Genomic DNA, 23,322 nt, shown 5'->3' on the forward strand with positions numbered 1-23,322 from the left:
CAAAGCTGAACTGAGAACCGCTCTTCATCGCCATGCCACCGCCCCTTCGATCGCTCACAAACAAAGTGAATCATATTCGTCGGGTTTTGCAATGGTCCCCTTGTGGGAGAGGATAGAAAACCTCAATCTTCGCAAAGCGAAGTCATAGGTTTTCTTGGTGAGGGGTTCTTCCCCCCCATGCCATCCAAAAAAAGCGGGCCATCTGGCCCGCCTCTCCAAAACCTATCAGCAGTGTCTCAGAGTATCGCCTGGCCAGCCATCAGTGCCAGCACGAGGAAGATCACGAAGATCACCACGGCGATGAAGAACAGAATGCGCGCGATGCCCGACGCCGCGGCGGAGATTCCGGTGAAGCCGAATACACCGGCGATCAGCGAGATAACGAAGAATATGAGGGCCCACTTCAGCATGGTTTTTCTCTTTCGTCAGAGTTGAAACGGGCAAACGCGGCGCGTTTGTCTTGCTCATATTGACGCGGAAGAATGGGGTACGGTTCCACCGCTCTGAAAAGATACTTTCAAAATGCGTGTGGTATCGAGGTGCAGGTCAGATAACTGCGTGGTTCTCGCTCGTCCGTCGCGCTTTTACCGTCGTGCGGATGAAGGCGGCGATGAAGATCGCGGTCATGATGAGGACGATGGTGGGCGCGGGCGCGCTGTCGATGATGAAGCTCGCCCAGATGCCGATGAGCGAAGACGATACCGCGACGATCACCGCCACCACCATCATGCTCGAAAATCGGCGCGTGAGCAGGAAGGCGATTGCTCCGGGCGCTACCAGCATGGCTACGGAGAGGATGATGCCGATCGCTTGAAGCGCACCGACGACAGTAAGCGACAGCACCGCCAGCAGGCCGTAATGCAATATGCGCACCGGAAGGCCAATGGCCTTGGCATGCTGCGCATCGAAAGCATGAACCAGCAGATCCTTACGCAAGATGCCAAGAAACAGCGTGGCGGCAAGCGCGATCAGCCCGGTCTCGATGATATCCGCCACCGAGACGCCCAGCATGTCGCCGAAAAGGATGTGGTCCAGATGCACGTCGCTCTGCACCTTCACATAAAGCACGAGGCCAAGCCCGAACATTCCGGAAAAAACGATGCCGAGCACTGTGTCTTCCTTGATGCGGCTGTTTTCCTTCAGGAAACCGGTGCCGAGTGCGCAGATCATGCCAGCGATGAATGCGCCGATGGAAAAAGGAATGCCAGCGATATAGGCGATCACCACGCCGGGCAGCACCGCGTGGGACACGGCATCCCCCATCAGCGACCAGCCTTTCAGCACCAGCAGGCAGGATAGCATCGCCATCGGCACCGCAATCATCAGCGTAATGATGAAGGCATATTGCATGAAGGGAAGCTGGAAGGGCAGGAAGGTCAGTTCGAGATATTCGCTCATGCGTCTGCCTCCAGCGCAGCTTTCGCCTTGGCGCGCGAGGCGAGATAGCCGTGCTTGGGCGCGAAAACGAATGCGGTGAGGAAGATCAATGTTTGCAGCACGACGATAATGCCACCCGTTGCTCCATCCAGAAAATAGCTGAGGTACGCACCGGTAAAGCTTGTGCTTGCGCCAATCGCAAAGCTCATGCCGATCAGCCGCTCGAAACGGTCGGTCAGCAGATAGGCCGTCGCCCCCGGCGTCACCACCATGGCAACCACCAGAAACGCGCCGACTGTCTGCAATGCCGCGACCGTTGAAGCCGCAAGCAGCGTGAAGAAGATGACTTTCAGTATCTCGGGTTTCAGGCCGATGGTGCGGGCGTGGTTCTCATCGAAGAACACCACCATGAAATCCCGCCATTTCACTGCCAGCACCAGAAGGCTGATGCCGCCGATCAGCGCCAGCTGGATGGTATCCTCGGTGGTGATCGCCAGAATATTGCCGAGAACGATGGTCTGGATATTGATGGAGGTGGGCGACAGCGACACCATGAACAGGCCAAGCCCGAAGAAGGAGGTGAAGATCAGCCCGATGATCGCATCTTCCTTTAGTCGCGTCTTCTGGTTCAGGAACAGCATCGACCCTGCCGCGAGGCCACCCGACAGGAACGCGCCGAGCGAAAAGGGCAGGCCAAGCATATAGGCACCCGCCACACCCGGCACGATGGCGTGGGACAGCGCATCGCCGATCAGCGACCAGCCTTTCAGCATCAGATAGGAGGACAGAAACCCGCAGACGCCACCCACCAGCGCGCTGACCCAGATTGCATTCAGCATGTAGGAATAGGTGAAGGGCTCAAGAAGAGTGTCGATCACCGCTCTTCCTCCTGCACCGGTTCGGGCTTGTGTCCATTCTGGCCATAGATGACGAAGGGCCGCTCGTCGTCGGTAATCACCTTCAGGCGCCGCGGATCGGCATCGTCGTGCAGATCGGTGCCGCCGAGAATGAAGTGGCGCAGGCTGCCGCCGAATGCCTTTTGCAAATTCTCTTCGGTAAAGGTGTCTTTCGTCTTGCCAGAGGCGATCACGGTTCCCTTGACGAACACGGCGCGGTCGCAGAACTCCGGTACGCTGCCGAGATTGTGGGTGGAAACCAGCATGACGCGACCTTCGTCGCGCAGCGATTTCAACAGGGCGATGATCTGCTCTTCGGTCGTCACATCGACGCCGGTAAAGGGTTCGTCCAGCAGAATGATCTGGCCTTCCTGCGCCAATGCGCGCGCCAGAAACACGCGCTTCTTCTGCCCACCGGAAAGCTCGCCGATCTGCCGTTTGCGATAATCCAGCATGTTGACGCGTTTCAGTGCCTCTTCCACCATTTGGTGGTCGCGTCTGGAAGGAATGCGCAGGAAGTTCATGTGGCCGTATCGGCCCATCATCACCACGTCTTCCACCAGAACCGGAAAGCTCCAGTCCACCTCTTCCGCCTGCGGCACATAGGCCACGAGGTTCTTCTTTAGCGCATCTTTCGCAGGCTCATCGAAAATCGAGACGGAACCGGCAGCCAGCGGCACGAAGCCCATAATGGCCTTGAAAATGGTGGATTTGCCAGCGCCATTGACGCCGACAAGCGCGGTGATGGTGCCGCGGGGAATGGAAAAGCTGGCGGACCTCAGTGCCGTGTGACCGTTTCGATAGGTCACCGTGACATTGTCGATGGCAAGGCCGCTACTGGTGCTTTTCCGTTTCCCCATCATCATTGCGCAAGGCCCTTTACGATTGTGCTGGTGGTGACGCGCAGCAGGTCCAGATAGGTGGGCACCGGGCCGTCCGCTTCGCTGAGCGAATCCACATAGAGAATGCCGCCATAGGCCGCGCCCGTTTCCTTCGCCACCTGCTTTGCCGGGTCGGCGGAAACGGTGCTTTCACTGAAAATGACGTGAACATTGTTGGCGCGCATGGCATCGATCACACCGCGCACCTGCTGCGGAGTGCCCTGGCTGTCGGCATTCACCGGCCAGAGGAACAGCTCTTTCAGCCCGAAATCCCGCGCAAGATAGGAAAACGCCCCTTCGCTCGTCACCAGCCAGCGCTTGGCCTCCGGCAGGGATGCGATGGCATCGCGCATCGGCTGGATTTCCTGTTTGATCTTCTCGGAATAGGCTTTCGCATTGGCCGTATAGATTTCGGTATGGGCGGGATCGATCTGCGCCAAAGCCTTGCGGATGTTTTCGACATAGATCAGGGCATTGTCGGGAGACATCCAGGCATGCGGATTGGGCTTGCCCTGATAGGCGCCACCGCTGATCGAGATCGGGGTAATGCCTTCGCTCACCGTCACGTTGGGAACGTCAGAGAGATTAGCGAGAAATTTTTGAAACCAGAGTTCGAGGTTCAGCCCGTTCCACAGAACAAGGTCGGCGTCGCGCGCTCTGAGTATATCACGCGGGGTTGGCTGGTAATTGTGAATTTCCGCGCCGGGCTTGGTGATGCTTTCCACCTCGGCGGCATCGCCTGCGACATTGCGTGCCATGTCCGCAATAATGGTGAAGGTGGTTACGACCTTCGGCTTTTCCTGCGCTGTGGCGGCGAAGGGCAGCAGGAGTGTTGCGGTGAACAGGGCGGAAATCAAACTCTTCAGCGTCATGAACGACATCAAACCTCTTTTGCGATTAATTCGCAATAGCAATTTGAGTTCCATTTTTCGAAATGTCAATGCTATTGCAACTCATTCGCATCACGGGAGAATGACTTTTCCCGACGGGCTCAAATTCACAACGAAGGCACAAAACTGCCGAAGTCCAAAAATGGTTCAGGTGAATTCTTGGAATCCTTCATGAGTTAAACCTTCTTCAATGAGAATTGTTCAGGATCATACCTTGCACGGAAACGGTCACGCCGTTGCCGCGCTCATTCGTTCAGCGGGTTGCATGCCTGTGGAGCGGGGCTTGAAACGGGGTAGTCGATGTCGAGACGTTCGACGTGAAGGCAGTGTTCAAAAGAATACGGTTTTCTCGCAAGATTTTGGTGGCAGGCGGCGCGTTCCTTCTTTTCGGAGGAGCGTCGGGCGTGGCCGCTATTCTTGTCGGGAAAGACCGTTTCTTGGGACCGTCCGAAGCCTCCGTCAACGGTCTGGAATGCCAGACCGCGCAAAAGGTCGACATAAAGAAGAATGGTACTTTCTGGGTCAGAAAATTCATTCGCACGGAGGGAGGCGATGGCGTGGAACGCGCCAAGACCGCGCTTCGCGTGGCAAAGGCGGTCTATGACCGTGAAAAGCCTGACCTTGTACAGATTTCCGTTCTGGACACGGACGGCCCGCAGATGCGCTCCGAAATGCGTGGACGGGCGATAGCCGCACAGGCCGTCTTCATTCCCGATACGAGCAAGCTCCCGCAGGATGCGCATCCGCAGGAATATTCCGTTTTCTATTATGATGGCGACGCCAGCGGCGATGGCCTGTTCTATGGCATGCGTATCGATGTGACGGTCGAAGATGCCGAAGGCATGATGGCGGGCCTGACCAGATTTGCCGATTGCGCAGACCCCGCCAGCGAGACGCCCGCCGGTGGTCGTGGTGAGACGGCCAAGTCAACCGGGCACGAGGCGGCAGCGCCCTCTCACGACGCACCGGGCGCGACCAAGGAAGACCATCCCCCGGTCACTGAACCGGCTCACCCGGAAAGCACGTCCGGTCATCCGCCGGAAAATAACAGCGCGCAGGACGAACAGTTACTCACCTCGACGCCGGAAAGCGAAAGCCAGAGCTTCTTCAGTCTGGGCTATCTCAAATCCCTGATTTTCGGAAAGGGTTCGACGACGGCAATCGCGGCACAGCCCGAGGCTGCGGCAGGGAAAACCGAACCCGTAACGGAAGATGCGCCTCCGCCTGAATCCCACGGTGAGCCGCCTGTCGCTGCAGGGCATTAGAAGAGGTCTCAAACGATTTGGGGCCGCCATTTCTGACGACCCCAAGCGCTGCGGTGGATGGGCGTGAGCGGTTATGATGCCGCCAGTTATCTCAATGCGCGGCGTCCGGCGGCGGTGCCGCCTTCGGCTTGTTGATCAACAGCGTCAGCAGGACCAGACTGCTGAACAGGATGGTCAGGCCGAGGAAAACATCTGCGAAAGCCAGAAGCCATGCCTGCTGGGAAACGACGCCGACCAGTTTCTTCACGGCAACGGATGCACCGTCGAGACCGTAGGAATCGTAGTTGGCTCCAACGCTGTTCAGCCATTCCAGTGCTGCCGGATTGCCGTAGTTCACATGCTCGGCAATGCGCACGTAGTGGTCGTCGGTGCGCTGGCTGAGCAGGGTGTTGATGATCGCCAGACCCACGGCACCGCCAAGGTTTCGCGTCAGGTTGAACAGGCCCGATGCGTTCTTGATACGCGCTGGCGGCAGCGTTCCAAGCGCAATGTTGTTGATCGGCACCATGCACATCATCAATCCGAAACCGCGCAGGATCTGCGGGATCAGCAATTCGTAGAAATCCCAGTCTCCCGTCACGTGCGTCATGATCCATGTGCCGGAAGCAAAGCTGATGAAGCCGATGACCATCATGATGCGCAGATCGAGCTTGGCGGAAAGCTTGCCCGCGATCGGCGCTGTGAAGAACATCGCAAGGCCCGAAACGAACATGGTCTCGCCGATCATCAGCGCATCGTAGCCGCGCACGCGTCCGAGATAGAGCGGATACATGTAGGTCAGACCGTAAAGGCCGATGCCCATGACGAAGGAAAATAGCGAGCCGATGGAAAAATTCCGGTCCGCAAAGGCGCGCAGATCCACCACCGGGAAATCCACCTTGAAGGCGCGCCAGAAAAACACGACCGCGCCGATTGTCATGGCGATGGCACCGAGCACGATATGGCTGTCGTTGAACCAGTCGTTGTTGTTGCCCTCTTCCAGAACATATTCCAGCGAACCGAGGAAGACACCCATGGAGATGAGGCCCCACCAGTCGAACTTCTTCCAGAGCGATTTTTCAGGCTGGTCGAAATCGATCAGGTTCCATGTCAGGAGGGTGACGATGATGCCCGGAATGATGTTGACGAGGAACAGCCAGTGCCAGGAAAAGGCATTGGAAAGATAGCCGCCGACGGTTGGCCCGATGGTGGGCGCAAGCGTTGCCACAAGGCCGATGATGGGCGAGACCACGGAACGTTTCGAAGGTGGGAAGATGGTAAAGGCGGCGGCAAAGACGGATGGGATCATGCCGCCGCCTATGAAGCCCTGAATGGCTCGGTAGACGATCATCTGGTCGATGTTCGTCGCGGTCGCACACAGGGCACTGGAAATGGTGAAGCCCGCAGCACAGGTCGCAAAAAGGACGCGGGTGGACAGGATGCGCGCCAGCGTTCCCGACAGCGGGATCATGATGACTTCCGCAATCAGATAGGAGGTCTGCACCCAGGCGATTTCATCCGAACCGGCACCTAGGCCCGCCTGGATTTCGGCAAGCGATGCGGACACGATCTGGATGTCGAGGATCGACATGAACATGCCGAACACCATCGCGAAAAAGGCGATAAGGCGTCTGCGGTCCATCGGAGGATCGGCGGCAGGCGCTTTGCCGACCGCCATGCTGGCTGTTGCCGCCATGATTTTGATCCCAACTCATACTGGCAGGCGCGTTCAGCGGCTCTGCCTCAATGATGTTACTTCGTTTGAACCTGTGCCGTCTGGCTTTGGTCGGGTGCGGTACGGGTGTCCACATCCACGACCACGCTCAGACCGGCCCGCAGCTTGTGCTTGGCAAGGTCTTCCTTGGAAAAGACCAGACGAACCGGGACGCGCTGGATGACCTTGGTGAAGTTGCCCGTCGCGTTTTCCGGCGGCAGCATGGAGAAGACCGAGCCGGAGGCAGGCGAAATCGATTGAACGGTGGCCGTGATCGGCTGGTCGTCGTAGGCATCGACATGGACGCGCACCTTGGAGCCGGGCTCTATCCGGGCAAGCTGCGTTTCCTTGAAGTTGGCATCGATATAGAGCGCATCCATGGGAACCAGCGAGGCCAGCCGCTTGCCGACCGAAACGAGATCGCCCGTCTGGACGGAAAGATTGCCGATGACGCCATCGTAAGGTGCGCGCAGGACGGTGAAGGACAGGTCGCGGGCGGCCTTGTCACGGGCCAGTTCCAGCGTCTTGACGGAGCCTTCGGCTTCCTTGCGCTGGGCCTTCAGCAGTTCGATATTGGCCTGCGCCGAAACCACGCCCGCCTGTCCGGCCACGACATTCGCCTTGGCCTGCTCCAGTGCAATCTGGGCGTTGTCGGAAGAGGCGGCCGTGCCGACATCCTTCGACTGGAGTTCGCTCGCACGCTTCTGGTTGATTTCCGCGCCGCGAAGCGCTGCATCCAGCGAGCCCTTCTGGGCCTGCGCCTGCGCAAGTGCTGCATCCGCACCGGAGATTTGCGCATCGATACGGCCGAGCGAGAGCTTCTGTGTTTCAAGCTGGGCTTCCGCCTGCTCAAGGGCATTGCGATAATCGCCATCGTCCAGCGAAACCAGCGGATCGCCCGCCTTCACTTCCTGGTTGGCGACGACTTCGACCTTTGCGACGTAACCGGAAACCTTCGGCGAAATGACGGCGATGTCGCCCTTGATATAGGCGTCGTCGGTGGAAATCAGGAAGCGGCCATCCGTCCAGTAATTATAGCCGTACCAGCCGCCTGCCGCCAGAAGCGCAACGGCGACAACGGGAAGGAGAAACGATTTGCGCTTCTTCTTCTCTTCGGGTGCGGGGGCAGGCTGCGCGGCGGCGGCCTGTTCTGCCGCTACGGGCTTGTTTTCTTCGGTACGGGCTTCCGTATCCTCGGAAGAATTGACTGCACGAACTGCGCCATTCTTTTGGGCTGACATCGCTGACACCATGGACTATGAATTAGCAAATACTTCGAACTGAACCGTTCGGTTCGATTGACATAGTCCTTTTCGCATCACATATCAAGTGGGATCGAACCACTCGGTTCGATTCATATTGAAAAAGACATGAACAACGATTACGGATCGTATCGTGAGTAAAGAAAGAGAAATCGAGGACAATTGTTCCAACCAGCCCGGCGGAAGGTTCGCGGCGGGTGAGGACCCATTGAAGCGCGAGCAGATTCTGGATGGCGCATGGCGCATGTTCAGGTCCAAGGGTTTCGATGCCTCGAGCATGAACGACATCACGCGGGAAGCAGGCGTTTCCAAGGGTACGATCTACGTCTACTTCGCGAATAAGGAAGACCTTTTCGCGGCCCTGATCGACCGCCACCGTAGCGAATTTGCCGATTCCATGCGTCACACGCTGGAAGGTTCGGAGGAAGTGCGCGACGGCCTGTGGCAGTTCGGCATGGCCTTCGCAACCCGGTTGATCGACACCGACATGATCCCGGCCATGCGCTCGGTGCTGGGCGTGATCGATCGTATGCCGAAGCTTTCGCGCCGTTTCTTTTCGGCAGCTCCCAACAACGTCAAGGTCGTGCTGGAAGAGTTCATCCGCCACCACATTCAACAGGGAAGCCTTCAGGTCGATGACGTGGAGCTCGCGTCGCGCCAGTTCATAGAGCTTTCCACCGGCACCTTCTTCAAGCTTCGCCTGTTTGGAGAGCTCGAAGGGGATCTCCCCAAGCAGGAACTGGAACGCGTCATTTCCAGCGCAGTGCGTGTCTTCATGGCCGCCTATGGAACAAAGCAGCCTTAAATCCATTCGCACCCGTCAGGGTGATGTTTAAGCAGAGGATTTGCATCTGACGATTGTCATGTGCTTGTTTCCTGTCGATTCGAAGATAGATTGCATTCTGTTTCGAACGTCGCCGAAGATCGGCTTTTTTGGAAAAAGGAAAACAGGCCAGTGGATTCTATAATCCCTCTTTTGTCGGACCCCGCAGCATGGGTGGCGCTCGTCACCCTGATCGTCATGGAGGTCGTGCTCGGCATCGACAACCTGATTTTCATCTCCATCCTCACCAACAAATTGCCTGAAAACCAGCGCGAAAAAGCGCGAAGGATCGGTATCGGGCTTGCACTCGTCATGCGCCTAGGCCTGCTTGGCACCGTCGCCTGGATCGTCCAGCTGACCGAACCTGTCTTCGAAGTGTTCGGCCAGGGCTTCTCCTGGAAGGATCTCATTCTGATTGCCGGTGGCCTCTTCCTCGTCTGGAAGGCTACCAAGGAAATCCACCACAATGTGGACCCGGTCGACCACAAGGAAGACATGGTCGGCGGCGGCAAGGCCATCACCAGCTTCTCGGCTGCCATTGCGCAGATCCTTCTGCTCGACCTCGTTTTCTCCGTGGACAGCATCATCACCGCAGTCGGCATGACGCCGCATGTGCCGATCATGGTCGTTGCCGTCGTCGTCGCCGTCACCGTCATGCTTTTGGCCGCCAACCCGCTCGCTAATTTCATCGAGCGTAACCCGACCGTCGTCATGCTGGCGCTCGCCTTCCTCCTGATGATCGGTACGACGCTGATTGCCGAAGGCATGGGCTTCCACGTGCCGAAGGGCTACGTCTACGCTGCCATGGCATTTTCGGCAGCAGTCGAAGCGCTCAATATCTTCGCCCGCAATGCGCGCGCGAAGAAGAAGGCTGGCACACTACATTAATACTCAGAATGCGTGACTGCGCCGCTTCTGGCGGCGCGGTTCGACCACCGGAAGGTGAAGGGAGCCCGGCATGAAATTCGTCGTGAAAGCCGATTTTCCCTACCCACCACCGGAGCTGATCGATCTGCCCGCGCAAAAGACGATGTATGGTGGCAAGGTTATTGCCGCGGACGATCGGATTTACCTCTTTGCCGACAGGGGCTCGCAGCGCACCGGTCTCATCGCTCGCGGTGCCGTCGTTCATTCCAAAGCCCTTGCCAAAACCGCAGGCCTTGCCAGACAGACACCCCGCGTCGATCTGACGATCAGGCTCGACGCTCTGAGCGCGCGGCTGCTGGCGCGCGAGCAGTTGTGCGGCTTTACCGAATGGAGCGACGGGCGGCCTGAGACCGAGCTTAACTTCAAGCTTTACAGGCAGGGCACGAACAAGGTGGTCGGCATTTCCGATGCGACCGCGATTTACCTCGATGCCTTCTTCAAATAATCCAAGCGCGCCCGGTTCCTCACAGGAACTTCGGCTTTGCCATAGACGTTGTTTCAGGCACCCGCCCCAGTTGGATATGGCGTTCCCGCCTTTTCCAGTTTTGAAAGCAAAATTAGACAGATGACGACCGCACAGATTCTCGCTTTTCTCGTCATCGCAGGCATGATGGTCGCCTTCATCTGGGACAGGTTTCGCTATGACGTGGTGGCGTGCAGCGCGCTGCTGATCGCTGTGCTTCTGGGCGTCGTTCCCTTTGACAAGGCTTTCTCCGGCTTTTCCGACGATATCGTCATCATCGTCGCCAGCGCCTTGATCGTCAGTTCCGCCGTTGCCCGATCCGGTGTCGTGGACTTCACCATCAAGCGGTACTTTCCCGAAATGCACTCCAAGGGTCTGCAGCTGGCCTTCCTGATGATCGTGGTTGCCGTCATGTCGGCCTTCATCAAGAACATCGGCGCGCTCGCCATCATGATGCCCGTCGCCTTCCAGTTTGCCCGCAAATCCAATAGTCCGGTCTCCTTCTATCTGATGCCCATGGCCTTTGCCGCGCTGCTGGGCGGGCTGATGACGCAGATCGGAACCTCGCCCAACATCGTCGTCTCACGGCTGCGCGAAGAGATGACCGGCCAGAGCTTTTCGATGTTCGATTTCACGCCCGTCGGCCTTGGCCTGACTGTCGTCGGCATCCTGTTTCTCACTTTCGGTTATAAGCTGTTGCCGGTGCGGGCAAAGCAACATGCGTCCGTTGAGGATATTCTCGACCAGGCGAATTATACGGCGGAAGCCACGCTGCCTGCAGACAGCGAACTGCACGACAAGCCCCTGCGTGAACTGATCCGGCAGGGTGATGGCGGCGTGATCGCCAGCGCCATCCTGCGCGGTCCCCGGCGCATTTCTCCTTTCCCGGACGTTAAGCTGAAAAGCGGCGATACGATCATGCTCGAAGGCAGTCCGGAGGGACTGGATCGGCTGGTCTCGCAGGCCAAGCTGACGCTTTCCGGCAAGCCTCTGACCGACAGGGGTGAAAAGGCCGTCGATCTCGTCGCCATGGAAGCGGTGGTCAGCACGGATTCCCCGCTGAACGGTATGTCGGCGCGTGAACTCGCTCTGTCCTATACGCGGGGCGTCAACCTGATCGCGGTTTCAAGACGTGGACAGCGCGTCAGCCAGCGCCTCAGCGAACTGACGTTGCAGGCCGGTGACGTCATTCTTCTGCAGGGCAGCCGCAAGAACCTGCCGCTCGTGTTGCAGGAATTTTCCCTGCTGCCGTTGGCGCAGCGGGAAATTCTGCTCGGCGTCCAGCGCAGGGCCATACTCCCGGTTCTGGTGCTGGCCGCAGCCATGATCTCTGCCGGAAGCGGTCTTGTGCCGGTTTCCGTCGCCTTCTTTGCCGCCGCTTTCATGATGATCGTGGTTGGCGCGATCCCGTTGAGCGAAGTCTATAAATCCATCGATGGCCCGATCCTCGTCATGCTGGCGGCGCTGATACCCGTCAGCGATAGCCTGCGCACCAGCGGCGCAAGCGAGCTGATTGCAGACTGGCTGGGCAGCGTGGCCCATGGCCTTCCCCCCTTTGCCGCCCTCGCCATGATCCTGCTGACCGCCATGGCCGTCACGCCCTTCCTCAACAATGCCGCTACGGTGCTGGTGATGGCACCGATTGCCGCCGGTTTTGCCACCACCCTCGGCTTTCGCCCGGAAGCATTCCTGATGGCTGTGGCCATCGGTGCAGGCTGCGATTTCCTCACCCCCATCGGCCATCAGTGCAACACTCTGGTGATGGGGCCGGGCGGTTACCGCTTCAGCGATTACCCACGGCTCGGCCTGCCGCTGTCTTTCCTGATCGTCATCGTCAGCATCCCGATGCTACTCTACGTCTGGCCGGTTTCCTGATCCCTATCCATATTTCCTTGACGCCTGCGGTGGAATATGGCCTAAGCCAATGCCTAATGGGAACGTGCGAAAGCTGCGCGTCTGCGCCTGTTTGCAACCGTTCCTGCCGCATCCAACGTCAATTTTCGTGACAACGGGCATCGATGCTCAAAGTCACGCCACGTTACGACGAGTGAATTTCAATGACCACTTCCGGCGTCCGCGTCCGTATTGCACCTTCCCCCACCGGCGAGCCGCATGTCGGCACGGCCTATATCGCGCTTTTCAACTACCTCTTTGCCCAAAAGCATGGCGGTGAGTTCATCCTTCGCATCGAAGATACCGATGCGACGCGCTCCACGCGCGAATATGAAGAGAAAGTGCTGGAAGCGCTGAAATGGACCGGCCTGAAATGGTCCGAAGGCCCGGATGTCGGTGGCCCATATGGCCCCTACCGCCAGTCCGAGCGCAAGGACATGTACTGGCCCTACGCGCAGGATTTGCTGGACAAGGGCCATGCCTTCCGCTGCTTCTGCACGCCGCAGCGTCTGGAAGAAATGCGCGAAGGTCAGCGCGCCGCTGGCAAGCCGCCAAAATATGACGGTCTCTGCCTGCATCTGAAGGCCGAGGAAGTCACCGCGAAGATGGACGCGGGCGAAGTCTCAGTCGTGCGCATGAAAATTCCTGCCGAAGGCTCGTGCGATTTCAACGATGGCGTCTATGGTGACGTATCGATCCCGTGGGACTCGGTCGACATGCAGGTGCTGGTCAAGGCAGATGGCATGCCGACCTATCATATGGCCAACGTCATCGACGACCATCTGATGAAGATCACCCATGTGGCGCGCGGCGAAGAATGGCTGGCCTCGGTGCCGAAGCACATTCTGCTTTATCGCTACTTCGGCTGGCAGGAGCCGGTGTTCATGCATCTGTCCCTGATGCGCAACGCCGACAAGTCGAAGCTTTCCAAGCGCAAGAACCCGACGTCGATCTCCTACTACTCCGCACTCGGCTATCTGCCGGAAGCGCTGATGAACTTCCTTGGCCTGTTCTTCATCCAAATCGGCGAAGGCGAAGAGCTTTTGACCATGGAAGAGCTTGCCGCCAAGTTCGACCCGGAAGCCCTTTCCAAGGCTGGCGCGATCTTCGATATCCAGAAGCTGGACTGGCTGAACGGCCGCTGGCTGCGTGAGAAGCTGACACCGGAAGAGTTCATCTCCCGCACGATTGCATGGGCGATGGAAAACCAGCGCCTGACGGAAGGTTTGAAGCTTTCGCAGAGCCGCGTGTCCAAGCTGGGTGAACTGCCGAACCTTGCGGGCTTCCTGCTGTCGAGCGATGTCGGCCTGACGCCCGCATCCTTCGCTGGCCTCAAGAGCAAGCCGGAAGAAATCCACGAAATCCTGACCACGGTCGCTGCCGATCTGGAAAAGATGCCGGACTGGACGCTGGAATCCATCGAGCAGGAGCTGCGCGATGTGGCCGAGCGTACCGGCAAAAAGCTGCGCGTGGTGACACCGCCGCTCTTCGTCGCCATGTCCGGTTCCTCGCGGTCGCTTCCGCTGTTCGACTCGATGGCGCTGCTTGGCCGCTCGGTCGTTCGCCAGCGTTTGAAGACCGCGATTGCCGTTGTGGCGTCGATGGTTGGTGCAGCCGGAGCATAAGCCTACGCGGCTTGGTCTTGCTCGACATTGCCCCAATCGTCATCATCGCCCACCAACGGCCGTCATCCTCGGGCTTGACCCGAGGATCCACGCCGGGCGCTCAGACCTCGATGGTGAGAGTGCCGCGAGTGGGTTAGATCCTCGGGTCAAGCCCGAGGATGACGACCGAGAGGCCCAAGGATGACGACCGAGAGGGTCGAGAATACCGGATACGGAAAGGTGCGGGCGCAAGAGGCGACCGCAGTAGCATAGAAAACAACACAGCCCGAAAAAGGCCAAAGACGATGACCGACAAGACAACCGAAACCACCGCACTTTCCTCCGACGCCACCGAAGTGCGCCGCCAGAAGCTGGCGCTGCTGCGCGAGAAGATCGGCGATGTTTACCCGGCCCACTTCCACCGCACGCTGACCAATGCGGAACTTGCGGAAAAATATGCGGATATCGAGCCGGACGTAGAGACAGGCGACACGGTAACGGTTGCGGGCCGCGTTTATTCCAACCGCAATTCGGGCATGTTCATGGATATCCATGATGCCTCCGGCAAGGTTCAGATCTTCTCCCACAAGGACACGACGCCTGAAAGTGCGCGCGAAATGCTTCCGATGATCGACATCGGCGACATTATCGGCGTGACCGGCAAGGTACGCCGTACCAAGCGCGGCGAATTGACGATCAATGCCGAAGAAATCACCATGCTGACGAAGTCGCTGCTTCCGATGCCGGAAAAGTGGAACGGCATTTCAGACGTCGAAATCCGTTATCGCAAGCGCCATCTGGACATTCTTTCCAACGAGGAGTCCAAGCTGCGCTTCCAGCAGCGCTCCAAGATCATCTCCGGCATTCGCCGTTTCATGGAGGCTGAAGGCTTCCTCGAAGTCGAAACGCCGATGCTGCAAACCGTCTATGGCGGTGCGACGGCCGATCCGTTCAAGACCTTTCACAACACGCTGAAGCAGGACATGTATCTGCGCATCGCGCCGGAGCTTTTCCTCAAGCGCACGCTGGTGTCGGGCCTGTCCGACAAGGTGTTCGAAATCAACCGCAACTTCCGCAACGAAGGCGTTTCCACCCGGCACAATCCAGAATTCACCATGATGGAGTGCTACTGGGCCTATTCCGATTACGAAGACATCATGGGTCTCGTCGAGCGGATGTTCGAAACGCTGGCGATTGCGATCCACGGCACGACGGAGCTGGATTTCCAGGGCCAGACGATCTCCTTCAAGGGTCCGTTCAAGCGCGTGCCGATGCCGGATGCGGTGAAGGAAGCAACGGGCATCGATTTCCTGTCGATCAAGACCGATGAAGAAGCCCGCGCCGCTGCCAAGGCTGCCGGTTTCGAGGTGGAGAAGGACTGGACGTGGGGCGAATGCCTTGCCTTCATCTTCGAAGAAAAGGTCGAGAGCACGCTGATCCAGCCAAGCCACGTCACCCATTTCCCCAAGGACATTTCGCCCTTCGCCAAGGAAGTACCGGGCGAGCCGCGTCTGGTCGAGCGTTTCGAAAGCTACTGCAACGCCTGGGAAGTCGGCAACGCATTCTCCGAGCTTAACGACCCGGAAGAACAGCGCCGCCGCATGGTGGAACAGCTGGAGCAGGCCCATGCCCGCGGCGAAAAGGATAAGCAGCTCGACGACGAGTTCCTCGACGCCATCGATCAGGGCATGCCGCCCGCCGGGGGCCTCGGCATCGGCGTGGACCGCCTCATCATGCTTTTGACCAACGCCCCATCGATCCGCGACGTCATCCTCTTCCCGGCCCGCCGCCAGAAGAACGATTGATTTCGGTCAGGCTCTAGTTTGAAAGTTTGAAGCCGGAGGCAGCCATGTCTCCGGCTTCTTTCATATCAAAATTGAGGTACGTACATCATTTTCTGATTTACGTACCTCAGAAACTCTACTATGACACTTCGCGGGAGGAAGCATGAAGCCGACAGTTCATGATATTGCTGCAAAAGCGGGCGTCAGCCTTGCGACCGTGGACCGGGTTATCAACCTGCGTCCGGGTGTGCATGCGGCCACCCGTGCCAAGGTGGAAGCGGCGATTTCGGAGCTGGGTTATGTGCGCGATATCGCTGCCGCCAATCTGGCCAAGGGCAGAAGTTACGCGCTGGTCTTCATCCTTCCCAACAACGACAATTCCTTTATGGCAGGTCTTCGCGCCGAGGTGCGGGCGGCGGCGGCGCGGTCTTATCTGGAGCGAACCTCCATCCGCATCATTGAGGTGCCGCCGTTTGATGCCGCAGCCCTGTGTCAGGCGCTCGATGTGGCGCGGCAGGAAAAACCCTCCGGCGTCGCCTTCGTCGCCATCGATGCGGAAGAGGTGGTGGAAGCCACCGACCGGCTGGCGGGCAGCGGCATTGCCGCCGTAACACTGGTTTCGGATTTGACCGGCTCGAAACGCGATCACTTCGCCGGTATCGATAACGTCGCGGCTGGCCGCACGGCAGGCAGCCTCATGGGGCGCTTCCTGCCGAAATCGCAGGGCGAGATCGCCGTTCTGGCGGGCTCGATGCTGGTGAAGGATCACCGTGAACGTCTTTCCGGTTTCCAGTCGGTCATCGAAGCGGAATATCCGCATCTGCGCATTCTGCCGGTGCTGGAAGGCCGGGATGATCCCGAAACCGTGGAGCGGCTTGTGAGCGAATGCCTGCGCAGCACTCCCAGTCTGCTCGGCCTTTACAGCCTCGGCGCGGGCAATCGCGGCCTTGTTCGTGCGCTGAAAACATCAGCCGGATCGAAGCCCTGCGTGATTGCCCATGAACTCAACGACAACACGGCAGCGGCGCTCCGCGACGGTACCCTTGATGCCGTCCTCAATCAGGACGCGGGCCATGAGGTGCGCAGCGCAATCCGCGTGCTCAAGGCGCGCGCCGATGGCCTCACTGTCATCGAGGCGCAGGAGCGCATCCGTATCGACATATTCCTGAGGGATAATCTCCCTTGAACGCAATCTGAACTGGAGGACAGCATGTATCTCGGTCTCGATCTTGGAACATCCGGCGTCAAGGCGCTGCTGATCGATGGTGATCAGAAGATCATCGGCTCGGCCAATGGCTCGCTGGAGGTTTCGCGCCCGCATCACGGCTGGTCGGAACAGGACCCCGCCCATTGGATCAAGGCCACGGAAACAGCGGTCGCCGGTCTGAAAGAGAAGTTCCCGAAGGAACTTTCGGCGGTCAAGGGCATCGGCCTTTCCGGCCAGATGCACGGCGCAACGCTGATCGATGCATCCGGCAAGGTGCTTCGCCCGTCGATCCTCTGGAACGATACGCGCTCATATGAGGAAGCCGCCAAACTCGATGCCGATCCGCGTTTCCGCAAGATCACCGGCAATATCGTCTTCCCCGGCTTCACCGCACCGAAACTTGTCTGGGTTGCCAATAACGAGCCGGAAATCTTTTCCAAAGTCGCCAAGGTTCTGCTGCCGAAGGACTACCTGCGCCTCTGGCTGACGGGCGAATATATCTCCGAAATGTCCGACTCGGCTGGCACGTCGTGGCTGGATACCGGCGCGCGCAAATGGTCGTCCCAACTGCTGGAAGCAACGGGCCTCAGCGAAGACCACATGCCATCCTTGGTGGAAGGCACGGATGAGGCGGGAACGCTTCGCCCTGAACTTGGCAGCGCATGGGGCATTTCCGGCAAGGTCGTCGTCGCCGGTGGGGCAGGGGACAACGCGGCCTCGGCTTGCGGCATGGGCACGGTGTCGGAAGGCCACGCCTTCGTTTCGCTCGGAACGTCTGGCGTGCTGTTTGCCGCCAACGCGTCCTATCTGCCAAAGCCGGAAAGCGCCGTTCACGCCTTCTGCCATGCGCTGCCCGACACATGGCACCAGATGGGCGTCATCCTGTCGGCCACCGATGCGCTCAACTGGTATTCGCACATCGCAGGCAAATCCGCCGCCGAACTGACGGCGGAACTGGGCGATGAGCTGAAAGCCCCGACCGGCGTCACCTTCGCGCCTTACCTCTCCGGCGAGCGCACCCCCCACAACGATGCCGCCATTCGCGGCTCCTTCATCGGCCTGTCCCATGAAAGCGACCGCAAGGCGCTGACGCAAGCCGTGCTTGAAGGCGTGACCTTTGCGATCCGCGATAATCTCGAAGCCCTCAAATCCGCAGGCACCTCCATCTCCCGCGTCACCGCCATCGGCGGCGGCTCGCGCTCGCACTACTGGCTCGCCTCGATTGCGACATCGCTGGGCGTGCCGGTCGATATTCCGGCGGAAGGCGATTTCGGCGCAGCCTTCGGTGCGGCCCGCCTTGGGCTCATTGCAGCAACGGGAGCCGATCCAGTCAGCGTCTGCACCCAGCCGGACACGGAAGAAACCATCGAGCCGGTGGCGGCACTCGGCAGCGCCTATGAAGAGGCCTACGGGCGCTACCGGACGCTTTATCCCGCCATCAAGCCGCTTTCACACTGAATATTTTCGAACAAAAGGGAGAACGACACATGACCACCGGATTTTTCGGCGAAACGCCCAAGGTCAAATATGAAGGCCCGGACAGCACCAACCCGCTGGCATTCCGTCACTACAACCCGGATGAGGTTGTCCTCGGCAAGCGTATGGAAGACCACCTGCGCTTTGCTGTCGCCTACTGGCATTCCTTCGCCTGGGAAGGCAGCGATCCCTTCGGTGGCCGCACCTTCGACCGCCCATGGTTCGGCGATGAAATGTCCAAAGCCAAGCTGAAGGCCGATGTGGCGTTCGAGATGTTCAGCCTGCTCGGCGCACCTTATTACTGCTTCCACGATGCCGATGCGCGCCCGGAAGGCAAGACTTTCGCTGAAAGCACCAGGAATCTCAACGAAATCGTCGATTATCTTGCACAGAAGCAGGCCGACACCGGCGTCAAGCTGCTCTGGGGCACGGCCAACCTCTTCTCCAACCGCCGCTTCATGGCGGGTGCTTCGACCAATCCGGATCCGGATGTGTTTGCCTATTCCGCAGCCACCATCAAGACCTGCATGGATGCCACCATGAAGCTCGGCGGCGAGAACTATGTGTTGTGGGGCGGTCGTGAGGGTTACGAAACCCTGCTCAATACCGATCTCGCTCGTGAATTCGACCAGATGGCGCGCATGTTGCACATGGTGGTCGAATACAAGCACAAGATCGGCTTCAAGGGCGCGATTCTGGTCGAGCCAAAGCCGCAGGAGCCGACCAAGCACCAGTACGACTACGACGTCGCCACCGTTTACGGCTTCCTCAAGAAGTACGGCCTTGAGAACGAAGTGAAGATGAACATCGAGCAGGGCCACGCGATCCTTGCCGGTCACACCTTCGAGCACGAATTGGCGCTGGCCTCCACGCTCGGCATTTTCGGCTCCATCGATATGAACCGCAATGATTACCAGTCCGGCTGGGATACCGACCAGTTCCCCAACAACGTCCCGGAAATGGCGCTGGCCTATTATCAGGTTCTGCAGGCAGGCGGCTTTACCTCCGGCGGCACCAACTTCGACAGCAAGCTGCGGCGCCAGTCTCTCGATCCGCAAGACCTTTTGATCGGCCACATCGGCGGCATGGATTGCTGCGCCCGTGGCCTGAAAGCTGCGGCCAAGATGGTGGAAGACGGTGCGCTGTCCAAGCCACTGGCAGAACGTTATGCCAAGTGGGATGCGCCGGAAGCCCAGAAGATGCTTCGCGGCGAATACAAGCTTGAAGACATTGCAGCCAGGGTCGAGCGCGAAAACATCAATCCTGAGCCCAAGTCCGGCCGTCAGGAATATCTGGAAAACGTGGTCAACCGCTACGTTTGATCGGAAGTAGAGGCATCACGCGGGGGTGGCCCCGCGTGATGCGCCGTTGGACCAGCATCGCTTTGCTTCGGCGTTTTGCGGTGCGGATAACATACCCAGTTCCGTCAACCCGCACTTGATGCACTGCTGTCCGGTTTACGTTGACGAGCGTTCCTGCACCGTTACCCAGATAGGGTCCCTCGACGGCTCCGCCCCCACTGCCGTCATCCTCGGGCTTGACCCGAGGATTCACAACCGTTTGAATTCATCTAGACGGGAATGGATCCTCGGCTCAAGCCCGAGGATGACGGCAGTGGGTTTGGTTATGGTCCCAATCACCTATCCCGTGCCGGTCTTCCGCTAATGTCCAAATTCACGAGAACGGACAGAATATGCATGAAATCAATACCCTGCATCATTCCTGAATATTGAAGTCGGACAGTAGTGGCTCAGGGCCGGGATGACGGAAGTGCGTTGGCGCCACCAACCCCTCACTGCGTCAGTCGCAGCTTATTCGTCACGATCGCTTGCGAGATCTGGTCATACACGACGCTGATCGTATCGGTCGAAGCCACAAGGGCCTGCGATGGCTTTGAAGCGCATTTGCGTAGATTGGCGATATCCGCGTCCTTGCTATAGGAAATGGTATAGATATCGATCCCGGCCTTCTTGATGGATTCGCAGATGGTCAGGAAGTGCGTGACTGCGGTGTCGCTGCATGCGTCCGAACGCTGGTTGAGGCAGAGCCAGTCCAGACCGTCATTATCGTCCTTGCCGTATTTCGCGTTCATTTCGCCGTCTGTCATGAAGACGAGTATCTTCTTGGTTTCCTTGCTGTAGTCGCGTGGCAGCTGCCCGCCCCAGCTGGTGCGCCATCTGGGCGAAAGCGCATACCATCCGGCAATCAGCCCAGCGTCGAGGCGTGTCGAGCCTTCCGAGATCAGCGACGAGACGGCGTTTTGCAACGTCTTGAAATCATTGGTCAGCGGCACGATCGGCTGCGGACAGAAGCTTTTCTTGGAGCGCGGATTGGTGTCCATCGGCACGAAACGGCTTGTCTGCGGCGGGTCGTCGGAGAGGCTGGCGGGGCTTACCTTTCCGGTGTCTTTCATCGAGACATCGGCGCGAGGCTCGATGCAGCCGATCCAGTATTGGTTGCTGGAATTTCTCGCGCCGACTGTCTTGCCGTCCACCCATTTTACGAAGGTGTACTTGCTGGGGTCATAGGTCGATTGCGGGTCCGTCCAGCGGGCGGGGACCGCAGGTTGGCCATCATAGGCGCGCAGCCAGCCCGTTCTTGTCGCACCGATGCTCACGCGGCTTGAAAAGGGCACGATGGAGATCGATGCGTTGCTGTTGTTGCCATCCTGCGAAACACGGCTGACGAACTGGCGAAGCGCCGTCTGCATCGGCACGAAACGCTTGTTTTCTTCCATCGAACTGGAAACATCCACCACAAGCGCGATTTCGGCCTGGCCGGTGGAGGTCACGGCAGCGCAGGATTCGACGGATACCGCCACGCTGTCGATGGCGACGATCTTCATCAGCGTCGTCGGCACGTTTTCCGCCACTTCGAGGCACAGTTCGCGGTTGGCCACGTTCAGCGTCGGGCCGGTAATCTTTGCCTCCGTCAGCGTGCCGTGGGCAGAAAGCCATTGCTCCGTCATCAGTTTGACGGCGCCGTCCTTCATGCCCTTGCCGTAATTCGAGGCAGCGGCCAGAACGGCGCTGTCTGTAGCCTCCTGTAAATCCGCCTTCCGGTTCAACGCCTGCATATGATCGAGCGCCGCGCCCGCCGAAAGCATCACGGGGATGATGAGCAGCGAGGTGAGTATTCCGAAATTTCCGCGGGTGGACGCATGAAGTCTCTTGAGGTTGTGAATGATCTTCATCTTATCTTCCGAAAAGGCTTAAATAGAAATCGCCAATATTTACTGCCGTTGATATTGACTTGCTCCGTTTGCCGGAAATAAACTGAAATATAGCGATATTTATACAGTTCGAATTTTTATATTTTGATGTTTGACGAATAAAACATTATCAAATTTCATGGTTTTATTTGAGAGCGTGACCTAAATTAGATTTTTTTATTTTAGATGCGTCTGCGTAAGACGGGCTGGCATCGCTTATTATTTTTCAGCTCATTTGGGTAATTTGCGCTCCGACATCTGCTCTTCGGTGAGAGCAAAAGTCTGACACCGATATGACGATTTCAATGAAATCAGATGGTTACAAAAAGTTTTTCCCCGCCCAGTCGGCGCTGCACCATTATGGCGGTGCTTCGAAGCAATGGGCGTAACGCGCGGCGTTTCAATGTTTCGAAGCCGGTATCGACAAGCGGTCACTCCAGAAGAGGGCCGCTTCTCTCACCGCCCCGCCCGCGTCTGGCCAGCGACGGGGGTGCAGGTGTCGGGATAGGTATCGTGAAAGTGAGTGCAGTAACGGGTCCGGCAGATGCCAAGACCTTCATTACATCCCGATAATGCCAAAGGCATCTGCCGGATGAAACATAACCCCGGCTCGCCTGGTGAAACAGGCGGGCCGGAGAGTATTTGCATGGTTACTTCCCGGTGCCGTCTTGTGTGCGCCGCAACACGACCTATCTCTGTCGGGTTTCAAAACGAGTCCGGTTCGGTTGTCGTGCCGCCTCAAGGAGATTGTTGTGCTTATTGAAAAACTGAACTGGCGTTATGCCACGAAGAAAATGGACCCTGCCAAAACCGTTTCGCAGGACAAGGTAGACCGTATCGTCGAGGCCGCCCGTCTGGCGCCGACCTCCAGCGGCTTGCAGCCATTCGAAATCATCGTTGTTACCAACCCGGAAATCCGCGCCAGAATTCAGGAGATTTCCTGGAATCAGGCGCAGGTCACCGAAGGTTCGCATCTGCTCGTCTTCGCCGCATGGGACAATTACACGCCTGAGCGTATCAACCACATGTTCGATCTGACCAATGACGAACGTGGCTTCAAGAACGAAGGCTGGGAAAAATACCGCCAGTTCCTGCTCGATTCCTATCCGGGTCGCGATCCGCAGGTCAATTTCGAACATGCGGCCCGTCAGGCCTATATCGCCTTCGGCATGGCCGTTGCGCAGGCAGCCTTCGAAGGCGTCGATTCCACGCCGATGGAAGGTTTCGATCCGGCTAAGCTGGATGAGATCCTCGGCCTTCGTGAAAAGGGCCTGCGGTCCGTAACCATCCTGCCGCTCGGTTATCGTCAGGAAGAAGGTGACTGGCTGGCCAAACTCAAGAAGGTTCGCCGTCCGCTGGATCAGTTCGTTTCCACGGTGGAATGATCCCCGGGATCGTGGAAAGTGGCAGATTTTTTTCTCGATTAGAAATAATTGAAAAATCTTCCCTGTGAAATGGTATCGCATACGGGCATGTATGCGGTACAACATCGCCGATCCCGGCGTCTGCAGGAAAGTTGAACCAATGCTCGAGGCCGTCTTTCATTGTCGAATGTGCCATCCGGCTGCATAGGCAGTTGCGGCTCTTGAAGCCGCCGGGACGAAGAGACAAGATCCAAGAGCAGAGTGATGAGTTCCCAATTTTCCGAGGCGGCGCACCAGCAGCCACAC

The 23,322-nt window shown here is 58.2% G+C and carries 19 protein-coding genes; 11 read left to right on the forward strand and 8 right to left on the reverse strand.

The features are described 5' to 3' along the window. Window positions 1-236: 236 nt before the first annotated feature. The 5 genes from G6L28_RS20080 to G6L28_RS20100 all read right to left on the reverse strand — a co-directional run bounded on the left by G6L28_RS20080 (window position 237) and on the right by G6L28_RS20100 (window position 4,026). Window positions 237-410 (reverse strand): DUF1328 domain-containing protein, encoded by a 174-nt coding sequence (locus G6L28_RS20080; RefSeq protein ID WP_027676934.1) that lies wholly within the window; start codon window positions 408-410, stop codon window positions 237-239. Between the two features lie 136 nt (window positions 411-546). Next, window positions 547-1,398 (reverse strand): metal ABC transporter permease, encoded by an 852-nt coding sequence (locus G6L28_RS20085; RefSeq protein ID WP_174065884.1) that lies wholly within the window; start codon window positions 1,396-1,398, stop codon window positions 547-549. Then, window positions 1,395-2,255 (reverse strand): metal ABC transporter permease, encoded by an 861-nt coding sequence (locus G6L28_RS20090; RefSeq protein ID WP_337795786.1) that lies wholly within the window; start codon window positions 2,253-2,255, stop codon window positions 1,395-1,397. The genes G6L28_RS20085 and G6L28_RS20090 overlap by 4 nt, the downstream gene beginning before the upstream one ends. Next, window positions 2,252-3,139 (reverse strand): manganese/iron ABC transporter ATP-binding protein, encoded by an 888-nt coding sequence (locus G6L28_RS20095; protein WP_425292696.1) that lies wholly within the window; start codon window positions 3,137-3,139, stop codon window positions 2,252-2,254. The genes G6L28_RS20090 and G6L28_RS20095 overlap by 4 nt, the downstream gene beginning before the upstream one ends. Continuing rightward, window positions 3,136-4,026, reverse strand: coding sequence for a metal ABC transporter substrate-binding protein (locus G6L28_RS20100; protein ID WP_234902669.1), 891 nt, complete (start codon window positions 4,024-4,026; stop codon window positions 3,136-3,138). The genes G6L28_RS20095 and G6L28_RS20100 overlap by 4 nt, the downstream gene beginning before the upstream one ends. A gap of 356 nt (window positions 4,027-4,382) precedes the next feature. Here G6L28_RS20100 and G6L28_RS20105 point away from each other — a divergent pair, with 356 nt between their 5' ends. Further along, entirely contained in the window at window positions 4,383-5,309 is a 927-nt protein-coding gene (locus tag G6L28_RS20105) for a hypothetical protein (protein WP_337795788.1), read from the forward strand. A 91-nt stretch (window positions 5,310-5,400) separates the two neighbouring features. Here the strand turns inward: G6L28_RS20105 and G6L28_RS20110 are convergent, their stop codons facing one another. After that, window positions 5,401-6,984, reverse strand: a complete 1,584-nt coding sequence (locus tag G6L28_RS20110) for a DHA2 family efflux MFS transporter permease subunit (RefSeq protein WP_174065888.1) — start codon at window positions 6,982-6,984, stop codon at window positions 5,401-5,403. Between the two features lie 56 nt (window positions 6,985-7,040). Continuing rightward, the gene (locus G6L28_RS20115) at window positions 7,041-8,243 is read right to left on the reverse strand and encodes an HlyD family secretion protein (protein WP_174065890.1); all 1,203 of its coding nucleotides are present in this window, start codon (window positions 8,241-8,243) and stop codon (window positions 7,041-7,043) included. A gap of 154 nt (window positions 8,244-8,397) precedes the next feature. On the opposite strand from G6L28_RS20115, the gene G6L28_RS20120 reads away from it, so the two are divergent. From G6L28_RS20120 to xylA, 9 genes are all read left to right on the forward strand, one after another. Beyond that, the gene (locus tag G6L28_RS20120; protein ID WP_337795787.1) at window positions 8,398-9,069 is read left to right on the forward strand and encodes a TetR/AcrR family transcriptional regulator; all 672 of its coding nucleotides are present in this window, start codon (window positions 8,398-8,400) and stop codon (window positions 9,067-9,069) included. Between the two features lie 150 nt (window positions 9,070-9,219). Beyond that, entirely contained in the window at window positions 9,220-9,975 is a 756-nt protein-coding gene (locus G6L28_RS20125) for a TerC family protein (protein WP_174065892.1), read from the forward strand. Window positions 9,976-10,045: 70 nt separating this feature from the next. After that, window positions 10,046-10,459 (forward strand): hypothetical protein, encoded by a 414-nt coding sequence (locus G6L28_RS20130; protein WP_174065894.1) that lies wholly within the window; start codon window positions 10,046-10,048, stop codon window positions 10,457-10,459. Window positions 10,460-10,579: 120 nt separating this feature from the next. After that, on the forward strand, window positions 10,580-12,352 hold the full coding sequence (locus G6L28_RS20135) for an SLC13 family permease (RefSeq protein WP_174065896.1): 1,773 nt from the start codon (window positions 10,580-10,582) through the stop codon (window positions 12,350-12,352). Between the two features lie 182 nt (window positions 12,353-12,534). Further along, complete coding sequence (gene gltX / locus G6L28_RS20140) at window positions 12,535-13,995, forward strand: glutamate--tRNA ligase (RefSeq protein ID WP_174065898.1); 1,461 nt, start codon at window positions 12,535-12,537, stop codon at window positions 13,993-13,995. A 284-nt stretch (window positions 13,996-14,279) separates the two neighbouring features. After that, window positions 14,280-15,779: a lysine--tRNA ligase gene (gene lysS / locus G6L28_RS20145; RefSeq protein ID WP_174065900.1), complete on the forward strand. Its 1,500-nt coding sequence runs from the start codon at window positions 14,280-14,282 to the stop codon at window positions 15,777-15,779. Window positions 15,780-15,921: 142 nt separating this feature from the next. Next, entirely contained in the window at window positions 15,922-16,944 is a 1,023-nt protein-coding gene (locus G6L28_RS20150) for a LacI family DNA-binding transcriptional regulator (RefSeq protein ID WP_174065903.1), read from the forward strand. Between the two features lie 24 nt (window positions 16,945-16,968). Further along, on the forward strand, window positions 16,969-18,423 hold the full coding sequence (gene xylB, locus G6L28_RS20155; RefSeq protein ID WP_174065905.1) for a xylulokinase: 1,455 nt from the start codon (window positions 16,969-16,971) through the stop codon (window positions 18,421-18,423). Between the two features lie 29 nt (window positions 18,424-18,452). Beyond that, window positions 18,453-19,763 carry a xylose isomerase gene (gene xylA, locus G6L28_RS20160; protein ID WP_174065907.1) on the forward strand — a complete coding sequence of 437 codons (1,311 nt, stop codon included), beginning with the start codon at window positions 18,453-18,455 and terminating at the stop codon, window positions 19,761-19,763. Between the two features lie 470 nt (window positions 19,764-20,233). On the opposite strand, the gene G6L28_RS20165 is transcribed toward xylA, so the two are convergent. Continuing rightward, entirely contained in the window at window positions 20,234-21,634 is a 1,401-nt protein-coding gene (locus tag G6L28_RS20165; protein ID WP_174065909.1) for a pilus assembly protein TadG-related protein, read from the reverse strand. Window positions 21,635-22,404: 770 nt separating this feature from the next. Between G6L28_RS20165 and G6L28_RS20170 the strand changes: the two genes are divergently transcribed. Continuing rightward, window positions 22,405-23,037, forward strand: a complete 633-nt coding sequence (locus G6L28_RS20170; protein ID WP_174065911.1) for a nitroreductase family protein — start codon at window positions 22,405-22,407, stop codon at window positions 23,035-23,037. Window positions 23,038-23,322 lie beyond the last annotated feature (285 nt).

This window comes from Agrobacterium larrymoorei (assembly GCF_013322225.1).
GTDB classification, from domain to species: Bacteria; Pseudomonadota; Alphaproteobacteria; order Rhizobiales; family Rhizobiaceae; genus Agrobacterium; species Agrobacterium larrymoorei_A.